Origin of the sequence: Clostridium sp. AWRP (assembly GCF_004006395.2) — a bacterium.
In the GTDB taxonomy this organism is placed as follows: domain Bacteria; phylum Bacillota; class Clostridia; order Clostridiales; family Clostridiaceae; genus Clostridium_B.
In genome coordinates, this window is the sequence record NZ_CP029758.2 from 3667517 (window position 1) to 3688899 (window position 21383).

Genomic DNA, 21383 nt, shown 5'->3' on the forward strand with positions numbered 1-21383 from the left:
ACTTATTATATCATATTGCATATATTTTATCCGACTATCTCCTCATAAAAGTTTTTTTATCTCATTGAGTGCTATAGACCCTATCAATGTAACTGCAAAAGCATTTACCCCAAAGCTTAAATTATCCACATGCACATATCTTCCTATATAATATTGAGTATACAAATATAGTATACCTGCCTGTGATAAATAAATATCATAAGAAGTATTGGATATATACCTTACAATTTTCATAAACAATCCTTTCTTCCATTCAAAACTGAATATAAAAATTACAAAAAATGTAGAATAAAAAATTACTGAGGGACGCTGAAAAGTTGTAATATAGTCTATACTTTTGCCGTACTGATTCCCCGTTATAAAACTATACAACAGTGTAAAAATTGAAAGTAAAAACATAACACACACTATAGGCCTAATTTCTTTTAATTTCTGGGATATATTATCTAGATTTTTCCCCATATATCCTCCTAATGAGAAATAAAAGATCCAGTAAAATAAATTTTTTTTATTCCAAAACCACTGATCTGGAGTCACTATTTTAAAGTAATAGGTATATACAATAAAAAATGATGTCATTAAAAAACTAAGTAATAGCCACCACTTTTTTTCCATGAATTTGTATATAAAAGGAAATATTATGTAAAATTCAATAATTAAAGGTACAAAATAAAAGTGATAAAATACATTTCCATATACTATGTTGTTTAAATCAGTATGTATATTAAAATCCTTAGTTATAATTATTATATATAGTAAGCACCACACTATATACTGTGGTACTATTTTTAAAAATCTTCTAATTATAAATTTAAAATAGCCACATCCTTCTTTATAACTTATAGTGAGTCCCATTCCAGAAATAATTATAAATGCAGGAACACAGAATCTTGAAAACTGATTCAATATAAAGTTAGCATTGTAAGTGGTAGAATAAGGTGTGCTCCTATACAATATAGTTGCAGAAACATGTAATACTATTACTGCAACTATAGCAAGTGCTCTTATTACATCCATTTCCAAAATACGTCTCTTTGTAATGTCTGCCACCTTCCTTGTACAAAATATTTAATATCTATCCTGTAATTTTATTTTTAAGTCCATTTATTAGGTTCCTATACTCTTCTAATCCAGTAAAATACAAACATATAAAGTAAACTACACTGCCAAATACAAAAGATATGAAAATTGAAATCATACTTTGCTGCATAATAGATGAAATCTTATTCATACAGAAATTATTTATAACATATATAACTATTCCCATAATAGCAGAAGAACAAACTATTTTAGCAAAACTTAAAACAAGTTTTCTAATATTCATTCCTTCTAATTTTTTATTCAAGTTCCACATCATAAGTAAGGTAGTAATAACTGCAGAGATAGTTGTAGCTAAAGCAAGCCCTGAAACCTTCATATATTTTATTATAATTATATTTATAATTATATTTATAATTATGCCCACAAAACTGTTTGACATAGGGGTTTTTGCATCTTTAACAGAATAAAATGCTTTATTTAAAATATCCCTTACTCCATATGCAATCATTGCAGGGCAGTAAAATAATAATGCACTTGAAGTTAAATTTGCAGCTTGTGCTGTAAATGCCCCTCTCCTAAAAATTAAGTTTATAAGTGGATCTCTTAAAACTCCTATAGCCACTGAGGCAGGTATCATTATTATCATTATAGTATTTATAGCACTTATAAGGGATTTCTTATACTTCACAACATCCTTTTTAACTGCTAGTTCAGATAAAGTAGGATATACAATCATAGCTATACCTATGGCAAAAACTTCATAAGCTAAAGTACTTACTTTATTTGAATAATCCAGAACTGTAACTGCTCCAAAATATATATTATTTGCAAAACATCTATTTACAAACAAGTTTAATTGAACTACTGAGGTACTTATAACTATGGGGATCATTAGCTTAAACATCTGATGTACATCATTATTTTTAAAGTCCAATATAAATTTATATCTATACTTAAGTTTCCTATACCTTGGCAAATTTATTACAAATTGAGCGAAAAATCCTATTACTGTAGCTACTGCAAATCCCTTTATACCATATTTAGAAGTTAGGAACACTAAATACACTATATAAACTAAGTTAGATACAAATGCCATAGCAGCAGGTTCATAAAACCTTTTATGGGACTGAAGCACTCCTGTAACCACACTCCCTAAAGTTACAAATATAAGTGATAAAAACATTATCCTTATTATTTGAACAGACTGAGCAAATATTACACTGTTGGAGGTAAAACCATGTCCAAAAACATATATTATCTGTTTTGAAAATATTATGAGTACAGCTGTGAGAACTATTGTAAAAAGGGAAGCTATGTTTATTACATTGTTTACAAATTTATTTCTCTCACTTATAGTGCTATTTTCGATATGTTCCGAATTAAGCGGTATAAAAGTAGTAGTAAGTCCGTAACTTATAGTAGTTAAAAGGTATACCATACCCAATGCAAAATTATATATATCTGTAACATAAGTAGCCCCAAATTTTGCAGCTATAAGGGAATCCCTTACAAGTGCCAAAACTTTTCCGCCAATTATAAAAAGCATTACTATAATGGAACTTTTTATTAATTTCTTTTCTGCCATATTTTTCACTCCAACTATTTTTCTGAAAGTATTTTAGTATAAGCATTGTAATATTTTGTGCAAAAACTATCTATGGAAAACTTCTTAACTACAGCATCATATAATTTTTCACCTTTTAGATGTATCTCATTTCTTTCCTCATAAATTTCTCTCATTTTTTTGTATATATCTTCTATGGAATTAGGATTTATTAATGAAATTAAATTATCACCTAAAACTTTCCCTATGTCCCCTACATCTGGCGCTATGAAATATTTTTTCACTGCTACACTTTCAAGCAAAGTCATAGGAGGTGCCCCACCTTCACTAAAGGAAGTTAAAATTCCTACTTCACCTGCATTTGCAAAATCCAATGCATTGGGTTTATAGCCTGTAAATATTACTCTATTCTCTAAATGAAGCTGTGCCACTTTTTGTCTCAGAGTTTCTTCCATAGGCCCATCTCCAACTATTATAAGCTTTACGTCTTTAACTTGCTTTTTCAGCATATTAAATGCCTCTATGAGGGATAACTGATTTTTTATGGGATGGCACCTTGCTACATTTACATATACAAAATCATTTTCTAAGATATTGTATCTTGCTCGTATACTTTCTCTACTTTCCTTTATAACTCTATTATTAAAATCCATTCCGCTATTTACTACAAATTTCTCTCCTATAAATTTTTGCTTATCCAACAATCTTTTTATATAATCTGATACACATATATATTGTTTAAAGCTGCTTAAGCCTAGTGCACTAAGTGGAGTGAAAAACAGGTATTTAATCCTATTATTTAAAAAATCTCTTCTATAATCACTATGTACTGTAGCTACTGTAGGAACACCTATTTTATTTTTTAAAAAATAGTGCATAAAAAATGCTTTTGCCCCATGAAAATTTACAATATCAATACGATTTTCTTTTACATAATCTATTAAGTATCTATCATAGGTAGCAGCTCTTTTAAACTTTACTGTATCTATATTCATACTTTTACTTTTATCATAAAGGCCTCCACCGCCTATTGTACCTATAATTGAATGGAATTTGTCCTTTGAATAAAAACTCAAATTCAACACATAATTTCCACCGCCGCCTACATCATTTCCTGATATAACCTGCAGTACCTTCATATCTTTCACCTCCACTTAGAAATAGTTAAGAGTTAAAAATTAAGAGTTAAGAGTTATGGTTGATTTTCTTTCGCTAACACTACAGAAAATCTAAATCTAAAACATAGCGCTATTGAAGCATTGCTTCAATAAGCTCTATATTTTAGATTTTTCGCAGCATAGTGGAGAAAAATCCCCATTCATTATTCACTCTTAATTATTAATTCTTAACTCAAAAACATGCCTTCATCTTTCTTTTCCCTGTACATCATTCCTTGAGATACTGCTAAGAGTATCCAGAAGTAAGTTGTAGTCTTTGGTACAAAAAATAAGTTGTCAACTAAATTCATAACGTAAAAAGCTATCATGGAAGCTAAAAATCCTATGTAGAAATGCTTATAAAATTTACTTTTTGTTGTATTTATAAAAGCTTTAACTTTAATTAAAGAAGATAAAAGTACTGCTACAAAGGATACTCCACCTATAATTCCAAGTTCTGTCTCCATTTTTAAATAGGAATTATGGCAGGGCCACTCTTTGTAACCATAAAATTTATACTGAGGATATATATTCGTATATTTGTCATACAAGCTAACGTAATTCCCATTTCCAACTCCAAACAAAGGATGGTCTTTTATCATCTTTTGTGCAATTTTCCAAAGGTATATTCTGGATTGATTTTGAACTGGATCATTTATAGCCATTATTCGTTCCCTTATTTCTGGTATAAATAAAGATGCCCCTGCAATTATACAAAGAGGTAGTATAAACTTAAGACTGTACATAACGACTAATATAACCATTCCTATTGCCACTCCAACAATGGCATTTCTAGAACCTGTAAATGTTAGATTAAAAAGCATCAAAACTGCCAGCAAGAAATAAAATACCTTTCTTTCCCTTTTCTTTTCATATACAGCTAGCATAATCATTGGAAATATAGCTAATATTAAAAAGGCTGCCAAGTTATTAGGATTATCCATAGTGGCAGTTATTTTAAATTTTGCATACCCATAATTTTTGAATTCATCACTTAGTCCAAATCCTGTAAAATTTTGATATATACCATAGACACATATTATGACATTAGTACATATGTAAGAACCTAAAATACCGTTTAGAAGTTCTCTTTTATTCCACTCATACTTGATCATAAAAAACAATATAATATAGGATATAAATCTAAAGCTTTCATTAAGTGCAAGTTTTTTGTCTGCCGCATAACTTACTGAAATTAACATCATAAGTGCCAGTATACTCATAAAAATAGTGAGATAATTAGTAAAGAAATCCTTTATTCCTGAAGAAAACCTAATTCTGCACTCTTTTGATATAATAAGTTTCAAAAAATATCCAAATAGAATAAGTGCTAGTATACAATCTGCAGGAGGAATATTTATTCTTCCTAGTGCCATCTTATTAGGTAAAAGTGGAAGCAGTACTATATACGCACAAACCAATAAGTACAATAATCTACTTAAAAACAAAACCTCACCTCCATATCAAATGCTACTGAAGAATTTATTTATCTAATATTTCTAGTATTTTTCCAGAAGCATTTCCATCTCCAAATATATCTTTTTGCTCCCTTTTAGGTACAAAGTTCACTATACTATCCAGTATCTTTTCCTTGTCAGTTCCAACTACTACATTCCAGCCGTTTTTTACGGTTTCTACCCATTCAGTTTCATCTCGCATAGTTATACAAGGTTTTTTCATAAAAAAGGCTTCTTTTTGTACTCCACCACTGTCTGTAACTATCTTCTCAGAATTCATTTCAAGATTTATCATCTCTAGATATCCAACAGGTTCTATAACTTTTATATTCTCATTAAATTTAAGTCCATAATCTGTCATATATTTTTTAGTTCTAGGATGAAGGGGAAGTATTACTGCTTTATTACATTCATTTAAAGCTTCAACTATATTTTTTAATCTATCTATGTGATTTGTATTCTCAGCTCTATGTATAGTAGTTAGTATATAATCCTTTCCCTGAAGTCCAATCTCTTTTATAATCTGATTCTTGTCTTCTGCTAACTTTTTAAAATTAAGTACTGCATCGAACATTACATCTCCTACGTTATGCACACCTTTTGTAATTCCCTCATTTTTTAAATTTTCCACTGCTGATTCTGTAGGAACAAACAAAAGATTAGACAAATGGTCTGTAAGAACTCTATTTTGCTCCTCAGGCATATCTCTATTAAAACTTCTGAGTCCTGCCTCAACATGAGCTACAGGAATTAAAAGCTTACTTGCACACAATGCTCCAGCAAGAGTTGAATTTGTATCTCCATATACAAGTACAAAATCCGGTTTTTCCTTTTCATATATCTCTTCTAATTTTATAAGCATCATTCCAGTCTGTCTTCCGTGACTTCCAGAACCCACTTCCAAATTGTAATCTGGTTTTGGTATATTGAGTTCATCAAAAAATACCTTTGACATATTTTCATCATAATGCTGACCTGTATGAACCAATATTTCTGTATGGTGTTTTCTTATTACATTTGATACCGCAGCAGCCTTTATGAATTGAGGCCTTGCCCCTACAACTGTTAATACCTTCATGTTTTTCCTCCCTACAAAGTTTACTGTTGATTTTTAAGAAGTTGATCTTCTGGAACTTTTCTAAATTGTTTAGCAGGATTACCTGCTACTATAATTTCCTTTTCTACATCCTTTGTAACAACACTGCCTGCTGCTACAAATCCATCTTCATTTATTATCTTGCCTGGAAGTATAGTAGCTTGAGCTCCAATTCTTCCACCTTTCTTTACTGTAACACCTTTGAAATGTTTGTATCTTTCCTTAGATCTTGCCGCAAAGTTATCATTTGAAGTTACGACTCCAGGTGCAATAAACACATTGTCTTCTACTTCTGAGTAAGCTGTAATATATACATTTGTTTCAATTTTACAGTTAGAACCTATTTTAGAGAAGTTCTCTATAGCAGCTCCTCTACCTATTATTGTTTTACTTCCTATAGTTACATTTTCTCTGACTGTAGCTAAATCTGCAATAAGTGTATTTTCACCTATAACACAGCCGCAGTATACTATAACTCCTGCTCCAATAAGACATCCATCCTTTATAACAGCAGGATCAAATTTTTTCTCATCTTTAAATATACTATTTACTGATCTCATAGGCTCTTTACCTACTACGCTGTTGTCATCTATCCTTACATTAGCTCCAATTTTACTTCCCTTATGTATAACTACATTATGACCTATCATGCAGTTATCTCCTATTGTAACATCGTCTTCAATAACTACAAATTTTCCTATACTTACATTATTGCCAACTTTTGAAGTATCCGATATATAATTTTCAGACATATATATTCTCCTTTTCCTGCATATTTAATAATTGAGAATGAAAGGCCTCCATTCTCAATTATTAACTGCTACTTATTTATTTTTTTCACTCCAACCATATCCATAGTTGAGAAATCTCCCATAGGGAATTTTACAGGCATACCTGTAAGTCTTGACTTATAAGCCGCCAAAATTATAGACATTCCCTTTTTGCCTTCTTCTCCATCTATAAGTGGCTTTCTATTATTATTTATTGCATCTATCATATCTTTGAAAAGGGGTATATGTCCAAAACCATATACAGTATCAGGATCTCCCTCTTGTGATTTTAATATTTCATCATCTAAATCCTTGTGATCTTCGAAATTCCAGGTTTCTATCTTATTTACTGCAAGTCCACCTATGCATACTGTTCCCTTTTCTCCAAAGACACTTAAAGTTTCTTCTAAGTTTTTAGGATAAACGCAAGCAGTACCTTCAACTATACCTATAGCTCCATTTTTAAATCTTATAACAATAGCTCCAAAATCTTCAGCTTCTATATCTCTTAAGAAAGTATCACACTGAGCATAAACAGTGTCTATCTCTCCTCCCATCATCCACTGAAGTAAGTCTATATTATGTATACATTGATTCATCAATGTTCCACCATCCAGCTTCCAGGTTCCTCTCCAAGGTGCCTGATGATAATATCCCATATTTCTATTCCATAGTATTCTAGCTGTACCATTTACAAGTCTACCAAATCTATTTTCCTCCACAGCAGATCTAAGCCGCTGCACTGGTTTATTAAATCTATTTTGATGGCTTACGCACAATTTTACATTGTTCTTTTTAGAACACTCTATCATATCATCTGCATCTTTTATTGAAAGTGCCATAGGTTTTTCACATATTATATGCTTTTTGTTGTTCATGCAGTACATTGCTATTTCAGGATGATATCCGCTTTCAGTAGCTATAGTAACTACATCTATATCCTGCTCTTCAAGCATTTTTTTATAGTCAGTATAAACTGATACTTTAGCATCTCCAACTTTTTCTATGTACTCACTTTTTCTTTGCTCTGCTTTTTCTTCTACCAAATCACATACTGCAACCAAAACAGCTTCTGCCTTATTAGCTGCTAGAGCTTCTACATGTTTGTAAGAAATTCTTCCACATCCTAAGATGGCAAATTTCAATTTACTCATAAAAACACCTCTTAAAAAGTAATATTTGTGTATAATTATAGTTTATGAATTTTTTCTCTGTTATTTTTTACATCTTTAGTAGCATTTCTTGTATCGTAAACAATTTTAGCTCTTTCTGCTATAGCCTCATAATCATAAGGACTGTGATCTGTAGTTATAATTACTATATCGGATTCATCTATTGCATCTTCCCATTTTACCGTATGGTATACTTTTCCATTGCGTTCAAATTCAGGAATAAATGGATCACTTACAATTACTTCTGCTCCATTTTTCTCCAAGTGGTCTATTACTTTAAGGGCTGGTGACTCTCTTAAATCATCTATATCCTTCTTATAAGCTACTCCAAGAAGAAGTACTTTTGCGCCATTCATAGCTTTTTTATGTCCATTCAAAAGCTTCATAGCATTATCAACTACGAATTCTGGCATAAAATCATTTATTTCTCCAGAAGTCTCTATTAATTTTGTATGATAATCATATTCTTTTGCTTTCCATGAAAGATAAAATGGATCAAGAGGTATACAATGTCCTCCAAGTCCTGGTCCTGGATAAAAAGCCATAAAGCCATAAGGTTTTGTCTTTGCTGCATCTATTACTTCCCATACGTCTATTCCCATTCTTTCACAAAGTACAGCCATTTCGTTGGCAAGACCTATGTTTATATTTCTGAAAGTATTTTCAAGTATCTTCTCCATTTCTGCTACTGCAGGACAGGATACAGTATATATTTCACTTTCTAATATATTTCTATATAGTGTAGCTGCCACTTCTGTACATTCAGGAGTACATCCTCCTACTACCTTTGGGGTATTCTTTGTCTTATACTGTTTATTACCTGGATCTACCCTTTCTGGTGAAAATGCAAGGAAAAAGTCTTTTCCACATTTAAGTCCGCCTTCTTCTAGTATAGGCTTTAACACTTCTTCCGTAGTTCCTGGATAAGTAGTACTCTCAAGTACTATGAGCATTCCTCTGTGCAAATATTTTGCAACACTTTTAGTGGAACTAACTACATATGATATATCTGGCTGTTTATATAAATCTAATGGAGTAGGAACACATATAGAAACAGCATCTACATCTTTTACAAAACTAAAATCTGTAGTAGCTTTAAGTCTTCCTTCCTTAACCAGTTTCTCTAAATCTGAATCCACTATATCACCAATATAGTTATGTCCTTCATTTACTGATTCAACTTTTTTATCCTGAACATCAAACCCAATGACTTCATACCCTGCTTTAGCTTTTTCTACTGCAAGTGGAAGTCCTACATATCCTAATCCCACTACTCCAAGCTTAGCTTTCCTATTCTCTAATTTTTGAATTAATTCGTCTCTCAACTGCGACATCTTTTTACCTCCTAGTTTAACGTCATTTCTACTTTTTTCATTATAATACAACCCAATTTCTTTGTCATCTTCACATACCTATTATTGCTTTTCTTTTACAATAAAATCAAGTATATCCTTTTCTATTTTTTGTCCACATTCCTTTGGAGTTATCTTTCCAGAAGTAAGCTCTGCCATTACCTTGTTTGCATTTTGAAGAGCCTGAACCTCAGATACATTTGGCAGTATTTGCCCATACTCGGACTGCTTTACAAAAGTTCTTTCCTTAGGGTCATTTTTCACTTCTTTTATGTTGTAATCCACTTTATATGGAGGAATTCTTCCTGTTATTTTAAAAAGTGGAGTACTAGAATGATTAATGAGATATTTCATAAGACTCCAATCCTCTTTTTGATGCTTAGACTTAGAACTTACATAAGCTACCTGTGCCGTTACAAAGGATGTCATCTGTTTACCATTGTATTTTGGGAAAGGTACTACAGAATAATTAAGTCCTGATGCATCTAGTTCTTGAAGATCCCAAGATCCACTTACATAGAAACTTGTTTTTCCATTTTTAAAATTGTTTCTCGCAGTTATACTATCTATCTTTTCAGGCATCAACTTATACTTCTGAACCATATCCTGAACCATGGTATATCCTCTAATTGCAGCTTCATTATTAAGTCCTATATCTTTTACATTGTAATCACCATTTACCTTTTTAAATATATAAGCACCATTTGCTTGAAGGATAGGAAAACTTAAATAAAAGTTATTTATATCATACTGAAATCCCTGCTTTTCTCCCATTGAAATCAATTCTTCCAGGGTCTTAGGTACTTTTTTAACTTTATCTTTATTATAATAAAGTCCATAGGTTTCTATAGATATAGGTACTCCATACATCTTATTCTTAAAAGATACAGTTTCAAGTGCCGATGGTATATATTTATTTTTATCTATAAGGTTATCTGGAACCTGTGCTAGTAATTTTTCATTATGAAGCTTTTCCATTCTGTCATGGGATACCCCAAATTCTATATCTGGTTCCATATTACGTAAGGATGCTTCAATATAAGCCCTGTTGTCTCCTTTATCTGAGTGAATTATCACCTTATATCCCGAGGTTTTGGACCACTGATCTGCTAAAGTCCTAAGTTCGGTTATTTCAGGATCTGTAAGATGTGACCAAATTACTATTTCCTTTTCATTTTTACCTGTACCTGCCGTATCTGCTGTGCAGCCAGTTAAAAAAAGTGCAAATACTAAAACCACAGATATAAGTTTATAAAATTTCTTCATTAGAACTTTCTTCTCCTTTTCACTATATAATTGGCAAATCTATGCGATTTTTAATTTCTTTTTGATCAAACTTATTATACTAGTGAGCTCCTCTACTTTAAGAACAAGCAGCATAATTACATATACCACTACACCAACTATAATACAAATTATCAATGTCAAAAGCTGTCCCTTAAATCCACCTAGTAAATTTCCCAGGTAATTATTTATGAAAAATATGCACACTCCCATGGTACCTGCAGCAGCCATTATCTTTGTTCCAACTTTAAACATATTAAATCCATTTATATTTCCAACTCTTTTTCTTAAATCCTTAGCTAAGAGAACACAGCTTACAAAAGCAGAAATTGTTGTAGCTAAAGTAAGTCCTCCTATACCCATCTTTTTTACAAGTACTATACTCATAACTATATTTACAGCTACACCTAAAGCTCCATTTATCATAGGTGTAGTAGTATCTTGAATAGCATAAAAAGCTCTGTTGAATACATCCCTTATGCCCCAAAATACCAGTCCAGATACCAAGAAAAGTAGTGCATCAGCAGTCATATTAACTGCCTGCCTATTAAATGCACCGTGCATGAAAAGTGCACTTATTACAGGAACTCTAAGTATCAGCATTCCTACTATAGCTGGTATTACTATAATATTGATATTATTTACTGCTGCGCTTATATGTGATTTAAAATCATCATAATTTTTAAGACTTCCATCCCTAGATAAAGAAGGATATATAACTGTAACTATTGCAGATGCAAAAGTGAAATAAACAAGCATATTTAATTTATTTGCGTAATCAAGTGCCACTATACTTCCTATTACAAGACCAGAAGCCATTCTCTTTTGAACTACTTCATTTACCTGATTAACACCTGTTCCAATCACAACTGGAGCAATCAATGAAAGCATTTTTTTTATCTTAGGATCTTTTAAATCCATTTTAGGACTGTATTTATACTTATTTTTTATAAGCCACGGAATTTGTACCACTATCTGAAGTCCATTTCCAATCATAGTAGCTGCTGTGAGTCCTACAATCCCATAATAACTTCCCGTTAATACATAAGCTATTATAGGTATGTTCATTGCTATTCCAACTAATGCCGGAGCTGTAAAATCATCTAAAGTTTGAAGTACTGCCGTATAGCCGCTGTTTAAACTCAAAAAAAGTATATTTATCATACTCATCCTAGTTAACAATATGGTTAAGTTATACCTTGCACCTTTAAAATTAGGAGCAATTATATTTACTATATCTGTAGTAAATATCCACCCTAAAGCACATAAAATCAGCGAAATAATCATTAGAATGTTCATTATGCAATTGGCGAATTTAAACATTTCTTCTTTGCCATGTTTACTATATGTTTCACTGAGTATTGGAATAAAAGTGGTAGTAATCGCAATCCCAAATAAATTAAACATCAAATTTGGTATGGTAAGTGACATAGTGTAGGCATCTGAACTAGCAGATGCTCCAAATACACTGGCAATGAGTGCATCCCTTACAAATCCTATTACCCTGCTTACCATTGAAATTACCATTACTACACCAGCAGCTTTAACAAGCCCATCTTTCTTCATATCTTCCTCCAAAATTATCCTACCTGCATCTAAGCACTGCCTAAAGCATTTTCAAAGAAATATCAAGTTAGTATGCTATCCTATTTTCTTTCAAATGCCTAATGTGTAAATTATATCTTCAAGTATTTTATCACTAATCAATTTCATATACAACGAATTGAAAATAGACTGTTAACATCTTTATCGATGTCCTAAAAATACTTTACTTAGTATAGGTATTTTATTAAGTATCCATTTACATATTAAAATAGGTATAAATCCTACTAAAATCATTATTACAATTACAAAGCTATAATTTAATTTCAACATTTGATAACATAAAACCCTGGCTCCTGTTTGTGAAAACCATGACAAGAGGTAAATATCATAGCTGTATTTTCCCACTTTTCTAAACAATTCTCCACCTGAAGTATTCATTATGAGTTGGGATACCATTAAAAATATACTGCTTCCAAGAAGAGATGTAACTAGGTTGTAGTAAGGATACGCTCCCTTTCCCACATCAAATACATTCATAGCCATAAGAACTATGGAAAATACTAAAACTACAGCATATTTATTTCTAATATTTTTCCATTTATCATAAGTGTTTTTCAAATATATTCCGAAGAAAAAGTAAAACAAATAATGAATTATACCATACACATAAAATAAACCTATTTGCTTTGTAAACAACAGATTTAAAAACAAAGTTATTATTAAAGTCAAATTTATAGGTAATTTCTTAAAAATTGGTGCAACTGCAAATATGAAAAATAATGTATATATAAACCAAAAATATTGTATTGGAATATCCAAAGGATAAATCAATATATTTGTTATGAGACTGTTTAGTTTTACCGGTCTCGCAGCATAGTTATTCATATACAATTTTATTGGTACCGCCACTAGTGACACTGCAAAATATGGAACCATAAGTCTTTTAAATTTTCCATAAACAAAACTACCATAATCTCTTACAGTCTTTATACTATATATCTTATAGGCAAAAAAACCTGATATAACAAAAAAGAAAGGCATATGGAATGAATATATGAGTTTATATATATAGGCATAAACCGCACTGCCATTAAACTGTGAATCAGGGAACGAATGTCCCAGCACTACTAAAAATATACCTATTCCTCTAGCTATATCCATATCCTTATAATACTTCTTCATCACTCTTTACTCCTCCACAAGCAATCAACACTAAAAATTTAGTAAAACTAATTATATTATATTTCCTTAGGCAGCAAATATGCCAGAAGTACCCCAAGACCCAAGCCATTAGTAAGCAGTGTAGTAAGTATAGGTCCATTAAACAGCGCCATTATGCCTCCAAAAAGCAGAGTAGATACTAAAAGTATATTTTTACTTTCTACAGATCTTATGATTATCATTATGAAATAAAGTAGTATGGCAAATAGCACTATGCCTATAATTCCAAAATTCATATAGGCATCTCCATACCAGGTTACATTTAATCTCATATCCGGTCTTCCATAATACACTGTAGCCATATAGAAATTAGGATCCATATTGTATATATTTTTAAAGAAATGTCCTAGTATACTCTGAGCTAACTTCATCTTAGGGTACATAGAAAAGAAATCAAAATACTCTAGTGCTATAAGTGAAGGCCATAAGAACACTCTTATTATTATGAGCAAATATATCGATAATTTTTTTAGGTATAATGCTGCAATTCCAAGAGCTACAGCAAGTGCCATTATTTTTTCTATAAAACTCCTCTTTATTCCATATCTCAATATCATTCCAAAAAACGGTGCTAAAAGTAGAACTGCAAATTGACTCTTATATGCAGCATACCCATATAGTATAATTTGAAGCACAAAAGGTATGAATACAAGTTTATATTTTCTCTTGTATATTAAAAATGCAAGTATAAATGGATTTATTATATTCCCAAGCCACTGTACAAAATAATCTACAAATCTTCCTGCGTGGTCCCTGTAATCCAATCTTACTGAATATACATCTTTAAAAGCCTGAATTATTTTAGTAGGCATTCCAAGCTTATAGATTATATATCCATAACCAACTACCATAAATGCTATTAAGCCTATCCAAAAAGTTTTAGGGCTAATATTTATTTGAGGTATTTTAAAATCAAACTTACTAGTAAGCAAAACTCCTATTAAGCCTACTGCAGCTATTGTATATATAAATACCGGTGAATTTTTACTATCTCCAAGTCCACTCATAATATATACTATTAGAAGTGGTGTAGTACTTAAAATTAAAAACAAAAGCCAATACAAACTTGTCAGTTCTTCAATTCTATGAGGCAGTAAAAAAACAGCCGTATATATTATAACTACAAACAAAGGCAGCATAATAAGTGACCTTTTCAAAATACCCTGATTTATTATAAAATTAAAAGATTTATAGTACTCTATTGAATGTATATATCCAAATGTTAGTGCAGCTATTATGAATAAATATAAGATAATAGATAATATCTTGCTATCCTTATTTATCATATTATAAATTTTATGTATCATCCAGAAACCTCCTATTTTCACTAATCACTTATAACTTATCATTTAGATCTACCAAGCACAAGTGATTTAAAAAATCCAACTGCAGTTCCTGCGCCATAGGCAATATGCAGTAAGAAAAATAATATAAACATAAGTGGCATATACTTTATGCCATTCTTTGAACCTATCTTTATACATTCAAGTATATCCACAAGGAAATAACTTCCCAGTGCTAAAATTTCTATAACTTTGCTGAGTAAAAATAATCTATATGTTGCACCAAACAACAGTATGGTAAGAAGAAAGATTAAAGGTACAAGATGCCTTATTCTAACTATTTCCCTGTTTGTAATTAAAGAACCTCCTATTTCCTTCCCATTTGCAAAATTTTGAGATATTATCTTTTTTACACTGCTTCTTGGTTTATAATAAGATATTATATCTTTATTCTGATATATTTTATATCCAGCTTTTAATATTCTATTATTCATATCATTGTCTTCACTTCTAGCTAAACTTTCATTATAAAATCCTACTTTATCAAATACCCATCTCCAAAAAGCTCCATTCCAAACTGTATCTACAAATCCCTGGTAATCCTTCTGCCTAAATTTAGCTACACCTATCCCAAATTTACTTTCATGTAAAAAAACAATACAATTTTCTATATAGGATTTTGATGTTAAAAGATAAGTAGGTCCTCCTACATTTACTACATTTTGTGATTTTAATTTATTTAAAGTGCTTACACATTCACTTACATAATTTTTATCATAAAGTGCATGGCCATCTACTCTTACAACTATATCTCCTTTTGCCATCTTTATTCCCTTATTTAATCCTGCAGATTGTATTTTTTTAGGATTATCTATTATTTTAATCTTCTCATTTTCAAATTTTCCTATTATATCTCTAGTTGAATCAGTAGACATACCATCTAAAACCAATATTTCAATAATATTATCATAAGTTTGATTTATTATGGAATTAAGGCACTTTTCTATATGTATTTCTTCATTGTACACAGGAATTATTATTGAAACTGTATCCTTATTATACATACAAATCTCCCTTTCAGTTTTCTGGAAGTAGTTTACTTTTCATATATTTTACTTAATATCGGTTCATTGGCTTCCCAGAAATAATTATCCTTCAATCTTTTCATATTGTCTACTATACTCTTCTTTTCTTCCCGATCTTCTATAAGTTTTCCTATGATATGTTCTAATGTATTCTTAAGATTAGCACCATCTATTCCATATCCAAAATTGTTTTTGCAAACTTCATATCCAAACTCTGTAATCTTGTTTGCAATAACTGGGGTCTCCGTTATTATACTTTCATAAAACTTATTTGGCATAGATATAGTAGCCGTATCTCCAGGATAAAAGGCATAGGTCACATCTATGTTTCTGTAAAGTTCTTCTAATTGATCTATATGATAAGCTCCTCTTATATCTACATTTGAAAACTTTTTTGAATATTCAGCAAGCTTTTCAGAGTATATTCCCCTTCCACAAACAACTATTTGCACAAACTTGCTGTATTTTTGAGAAGCATCAATTAATGCTTTCATTTCATCATAATATCTGACAGATCCTATAAAACCAATTCTAAGTTTATCATTTGGGGTTTTTTCTATGTTATTAAATAGATTTTTATAAGGAGCATTGTTTACTATGTAAATATTTTTACTTATTTTACTGTAAAGTTCCTTCATTTTTGGGGTAACTACTATGTGAGTATCTACTTTCTTTAACATATGTCTTTCCATTAAAATTATTAAATTATAAATACACTTGTTTAAAAATCCTTTTCTGTTATAAAAGTACATATAAAAAAGATCATGTTCGTCATATATTAACTTCAACTTAAGTTTTTTATTTATACCAAGGCCTATAAAAAGTCCATCAAAGTCGTGGCAGTGGAGTGCCTGAAAATCTCTATTTTTTAAATAATTGTATACATCTCTTTTAAAATTTAAAAATTTAAAAGCCTGCTTATATCCACTCCCATACTGGGCATTTCCAAAAAATCTTACTATTTTTATGCCATCCAAATTTTCTTCAGGCTTATCAATATAAGTCCCTTCTCTATCCCAACATAATATAGTAATTTTATGGCCAAGTTTTGTCAAAGACTTTGCCTCTTTATATACCCTGGGATCAGGATCAAATCCATTTGTAAGTATCATTGCAATATTCAATATTATTTCACCTCATAATCTCATTGTATATATGAATAGTTTTCTGAGCATTTCTAAGCCAGGTAAATTCACTTAATACTGTTTTCTTACCATTTTCACCTACAATTTTAGCCTTATCCTTATGACTCAATATATAATCTATAGTACAAACTAAATCATCTAAATCATGAGGTTCAACCAAAAATCCATTTTTTTTATCCACAATAACATCCTCTATTCCCTGACCTTTAACACCTATAACGGGTATACCACTATTCATCGCTTCTATATACACTATTCCAAAACCTTCCTGCCAACTTGGAAGTGCAAATACATCACACTTTGGGGACATATATTTTATTACTTGAGAATGAGGTAACTTTCCTAAGAAAATCACATTTTTATTTAAACTCAAATTATCTACAAGTCTTTTTAAATTCCTGTATTCCTCTCCATCACCAATTATGTAATATTTTATAGTAGGATACATATTTACAAGTTTTGAAACAGCTCTTATATTCAAATCTATTCCTTTTGTCTTTATTAAAGCAGACACACTGAGCATTACATAATCTCCCTCTAACTCAATTTGCTTATCTGCTACATATTCTTCCGGGTTAATTCCATTATTTATTACTACTGTTTTATCTAGAAGCTCCTTTTTTTCTATAATATTTCTCAGCTTATTACTGACAGTTATTATTTTGTCTGCATTTTTCAAAACTTTAGTCACATTTTTTCTACACATATTATTCTTTTTTATAGTATATTGAAAATCCTGACCATGAATTGTCACTACAAAAGGCACTTTATACTTTTTACTAAGAGTTATACTTGCAAATCCTACTGGTATAGCTGTATGTGCATGTATTACATCGAATTTAAACTTTTTATACAATTTGCTTATAATTTTCCTTATGCCTAAGTACATAAAAAATCCTGAGTATTGAAGGAATAACCCTCCCGGAAATTCTATATATCTAGGATAAAAAACTTCCACACCATCAAGTACCATTTTAGATGGAATATCAATATAAGCTTTATACTTCTTTATGTTTCCTAAAAAAGCTGGTACATAGGGAACAGGGCACACAACCTTTACCCTACAGCCTTCATTTATGAGTTTTTGCACTTGTTTGTGGACAAAAATACCTAAAACACTGTTAGAACATGAGGGATACATATGTGAAATAACTAGTACATTCTTCATGGCTTATTCATCCTTTTGCTATTTTTTTCTCTTATAGGTTGGTACTTTTTCCTCTATAAGTTTAATTATTTCCTGTTTATCTTCATTTACCACTTCTCTAAACTGTTTTATAGACTCCTCCACAAAAGTCATATCTATTTTAGCTGGTTTTTCAACAAATATCTTATCGTGTTCCGTGGAAGTTAAAGCTACTTCATTCATAAGAAGTTCCTCATATAATTTCTCTCCCGGTCTTAAACCTGTATATTCTATTTTTATATCCACATCAGGTTCATATCCAGACAAAGTTATTAGATCCTTAGCCAAATCTACTATTTTTACAGGTTTCCCCATATCAAGTACAAAAATTTCTCCACCATGGGCTATGGCACCTGCCTGAATTACAAGCTGTGCTGCTTCAGGTATAGTCATAAAAAATCTATTTATTTCAGGATGGGTTACTGTAACAGGTCCCCCATGGGCTATTTGCTTTTTAAAAAGTGGAATTACCGAACCATTACTCCCTAAAACATTTCCAAATCTTACAGCTACATACTCAGTCTCACTAACTTCGTCAAAAGCCTGCACCATAATTTCACAAAATCTCTTTGAAGCTCCCATAACATTAGTTGGATTAACTGCCTTATCCGTACTTATTTGAACAAATTTATTCACTTCAAATTCATCACAACATTTTAATACATTATAGGTACCAATTATATTATTCTTAACGGCTTCTGCCGGATTACCTTCCATAAGTGGAACGTGCTTATGAGCAGCTGCATGAAAAACCACTTCAGGTCTATATTTGTCAAATATACTTCTTAATCTGTCTTCATCCCTTATAGAAGCTATAATTATGGCTTTATTTAATTTTGGATAATTATAGTTCAATTCCATCTGCACATCATAAACGTTATTTTCATATATGTCTAGTATCAGAAGCTGCTTTGGACCAAATCTAGCTATCTGTCTGCATAACTCAGATCCTATAGATCCTCCCCCACCTGTGACCATTATAACCTTATCCTTTATGTACTTATTTATATTTTCATTGTTAAGTTTAACTTCATCTCTTCCAAGAAGGTCTTCTATGTTTACATCTCTTAATTTGCTCATATTTAAATTTCCATCTATCATTTCATATATGCCAGGTAAAGTTTTAAGCTTGCATTTTGTACTTTTGCATATATTTATGATTTCCCTTTTAGTCTTTATATCTGCAGAAGGCATTGCAATTATTATTTCTTCTATACTTCTTTCCTTGCATATTCTTGGTATGTCATCTCTTCCTCCTAAAACTTTTATACCATTTATCAATTTTTTTCTTTTTGTTTCATCATCATCTACAAGTCCAGCTACATCATAATTAAAATTTCTATTTTTCTTTATTTCCTTTATAAGAACTGCAGATGCATCTCCTGCACCAATTATAAGCAGCCTTTTATTTCTTATTTTTTTATATTCTCCTACGCTTTTATCTTGAAGCAGCCTATATATAAATCTTATTCCACCTAACGTTAGCACAGATAATATCCAAAAAATTATATGTACGGTATATGGAAATCTATAATACCTATTTTCAAGGAACTTATAATTTATAAAATAGCTGTAAATTACAAATATAATATTGGATACAGAAACAGAATATACAATAGAAATTAACTCTTCTACTGATGCATATTTCCATATACTATCGTATAAATTAAAAACTTTGTTAAATACTAAAGTTATAATTACCATAGGAATAACTGAAATTTTTAAAAATATTATATATTCCTGCTGTATATTAAAATCAAATTTAAGTAATAAGGCAAAATATAAGGAACCTATAAGAAATAATATATCGTATACTATGAGTTTTTTGTCTTTTTGCATTTCAACACTTCCTAAATTATTGTAAAAATTTTATATAAAAACTCCCTTTATCTATTTTACATCATAAACGAAATTATTCAACATGTTTTTTAACAGGTAATGCCACGCATCACACAATTTAATACTGCTGTTCTATTTCACCAGCAGTATTGATAAATTAATTAATTTTTTGTTACTAAATAAATTGCATCTATAATTTTACATAAATTCTAAAATTATAGATGCAATTTATTAAACTCTATTTCTTCTGAGAATTAGAAGTTATATCATCATAAACTTCTTTAAATATCTTTTGTTCTTTTAGAGACAAAAGATATTTCATAAAAGGCTTTTTTAATTCATCTCTCTTCAAGGCATATTCCACAGTGGCTTGTAAGAATCCAAGTTTGTCTCCTACATCATACCTTCTTCCCTCAAAATTATACGCATACATAGCTTCATTTTGAGCTAAGGTTCTCAGGGCATCTGTGAGTTGAATTTCTCCTCCCTTTCCTGGAGTGGTGTTCTCTAATATTTCAAATATGGATGGTGTTATTATATATCTTCCAAGTATGGCTATATTAGATGGAGCCTCTTCCACTTTAGGTTTTTCTATTAAATCTTTAACTTTGTATACCTTATCTTCTATATACATTCCTTTTACTATACCATATCTATCTACGTATTCTTTAGGAACCTCCTGTACACCTATAATTGAAGTTTTATATTCATCATAGCATTTTATAAGCTGTTTTAAGCAAGGTTCCTTACTATCTACCACATCATCACCAAGCATTACTGCAAAAGGTTGATTTCCAACAAAAGTTTTTGCACAACTTATTGCATGGCCAAGGCCCTTAGGTTCCTTCTGTCTTATGTAGTATATATCTGCCATATTCGATATATCCTGTACCATTTTCAAAAGATCTTTCTTGTCTTTATTCTCCAGTTCCTGTTCCAATTCTACGGATTTATCAAAGTGATCTTCTATTGCCCTCTTATTTTTTCCCGTTATTATTAAAATTTCTTCTATTCCAGATGCTACTGCTTCTTCTATAATATATTGGATGGTAGGTTTATCTACTATAGGCAGCATTTCCTTAGGTTGAGCCTTCGTTGCTGGCAAAAATCTTGTTCCAAGACCAGCAGCTGGTATTATAGCCTTTTTTACATTCACCTTAAAATCTCCTTTCACATTCATGTTACA

General features: G+C 30.8%; 17 protein-coding genes. All 17 read right to left on the reverse strand.

What is annotated here, in order from left to right; translation table 11 throughout:
* Positions 1-42: 42 nt before the first annotated feature.
* On the reverse strand, positions 43-1017 hold the full coding sequence (locus tag DMR38_RS17030; protein ID WP_127722444.1) for an acyltransferase: 975 nt from the start codon (positions 1015-1017) through the stop codon (positions 43-45).
* 58 nt (positions 1018-1075) lie between these two features.
* Positions 1076-2626: a murein biosynthesis integral membrane protein MurJ gene (gene murJ / locus DMR38_RS17035; protein ID WP_127722445.1), complete on the reverse strand. Its 1551-nt coding sequence runs from the start codon at positions 2624-2626 to the stop codon at positions 1076-1078.
* A 14-nt stretch (positions 2627-2640) separates the two neighbouring features.
* Entirely contained in the window at positions 2641-3753 is a 1113-nt protein-coding gene (locus tag DMR38_RS17040; RefSeq protein ID WP_175413048.1) for a glycosyltransferase, read from the reverse strand.
* Between the two features lie 197 nt (positions 3754-3950).
* On the reverse strand, positions 3951-5210 hold the full coding sequence (locus DMR38_RS17045) for an O-antigen ligase family protein (RefSeq protein WP_127722447.1): 1260 nt from the start codon (positions 5208-5210) through the stop codon (positions 3951-3953).
* Between the two features lie 34 nt (positions 5211-5244).
* The gene (gene wecB / locus DMR38_RS17050) at positions 5245-6297 is read right to left on the reverse strand and encodes a UDP-N-acetylglucosamine 2-epimerase (non-hydrolyzing) (protein WP_127722448.1); all 1053 of its coding nucleotides are present in this window, start codon (positions 6295-6297) and stop codon (positions 5245-5247) included.
* A gap of 20 nt (positions 6298-6317) precedes the next feature.
* Positions 6318-7067, reverse strand: a complete 750-nt coding sequence (locus DMR38_RS17055) for an N-acetyltransferase (RefSeq protein WP_063556021.1) — start codon at positions 7065-7067, stop codon at positions 6318-6320.
* Between the two features lie 68 nt (positions 7068-7135).
* Positions 7136-8239: a Gfo/Idh/MocA family oxidoreductase gene (locus DMR38_RS17060; protein WP_127722449.1), complete on the reverse strand. Its 1104-nt coding sequence runs from the start codon at positions 8237-8239 to the stop codon at positions 7136-7138.
* A gap of 35 nt (positions 8240-8274) precedes the next feature.
* Positions 8275-9591 (reverse strand): nucleotide sugar dehydrogenase, encoded by a 1317-nt coding sequence (locus DMR38_RS17065; protein WP_127722450.1) that lies wholly within the window; start codon positions 9589-9591, stop codon positions 8275-8277.
* 81 nt (positions 9592-9672) lie between these two features.
* A complete protein-coding gene (locus DMR38_RS17070) occupies positions 9673-10875 on the reverse strand; it encodes a maltose ABC transporter substrate-binding protein (RefSeq protein ID WP_127722451.1) in 1203 nt (400 codons plus the stop codon).
* A 39-nt stretch (positions 10876-10914) separates the two neighbouring features.
* Entirely contained in the window at positions 10915-12459 is a 1545-nt protein-coding gene (gene murJ, locus DMR38_RS17075) for a murein biosynthesis integral membrane protein MurJ (RefSeq protein WP_127722452.1), read from the reverse strand.
* A 180-nt stretch (positions 12460-12639) separates the two neighbouring features.
* Positions 12640-13620, reverse strand: coding sequence for an acyltransferase (locus DMR38_RS17080; protein WP_127722453.1), 981 nt, complete (start codon positions 13618-13620; stop codon positions 12640-12642).
* A 56-nt stretch (positions 13621-13676) separates the two neighbouring features.
* On the reverse strand, positions 13677-14966 hold the full coding sequence (locus DMR38_RS17085) for an O-antigen polymerase (protein WP_127722454.1): 1290 nt from the start codon (positions 14964-14966) through the stop codon (positions 13677-13679).
* A 38-nt stretch (positions 14967-15004) separates the two neighbouring features.
* Positions 15005-16006 (reverse strand): glycosyltransferase family 2 protein, encoded by a 1002-nt coding sequence (locus DMR38_RS17090; protein WP_127722455.1) that lies wholly within the window; start codon positions 16004-16006, stop codon positions 15005-15007.
* Positions 16007-16038: 32 nt separating this feature from the next.
* A complete protein-coding gene (locus DMR38_RS17095; RefSeq protein WP_127722456.1) occupies positions 16039-17151 on the reverse strand; it encodes a glycosyltransferase in 1113 nt (370 codons plus the stop codon).
* A gap of 7 nt (positions 17152-17158) precedes the next feature.
* On the reverse strand, positions 17159-18340 hold the full coding sequence (locus DMR38_RS17100) for a glycosyltransferase (RefSeq protein ID WP_127722457.1): 1182 nt from the start codon (positions 18338-18340) through the stop codon (positions 17159-17161).
* An 18-nt stretch (positions 18341-18358) separates the two neighbouring features.
* Positions 18359-20197 carry a nucleoside-diphosphate sugar epimerase/dehydratase gene (locus DMR38_RS17105; RefSeq protein ID WP_127722458.1) on the reverse strand — a complete coding sequence of 613 codons (1839 nt, stop codon included), beginning with the start codon at positions 20195-20197 and terminating at the stop codon, positions 18359-18361.
* Between the two features lie 238 nt (positions 20198-20435).
* Positions 20436-21353, reverse strand: coding sequence for a UTP--glucose-1-phosphate uridylyltransferase GalU (gene galU / locus DMR38_RS17110; protein ID WP_127724131.1), 918 nt, complete (start codon positions 21351-21353; stop codon positions 20436-20438).
* Positions 21354-21383: the final 30 nt, after the last annotated feature.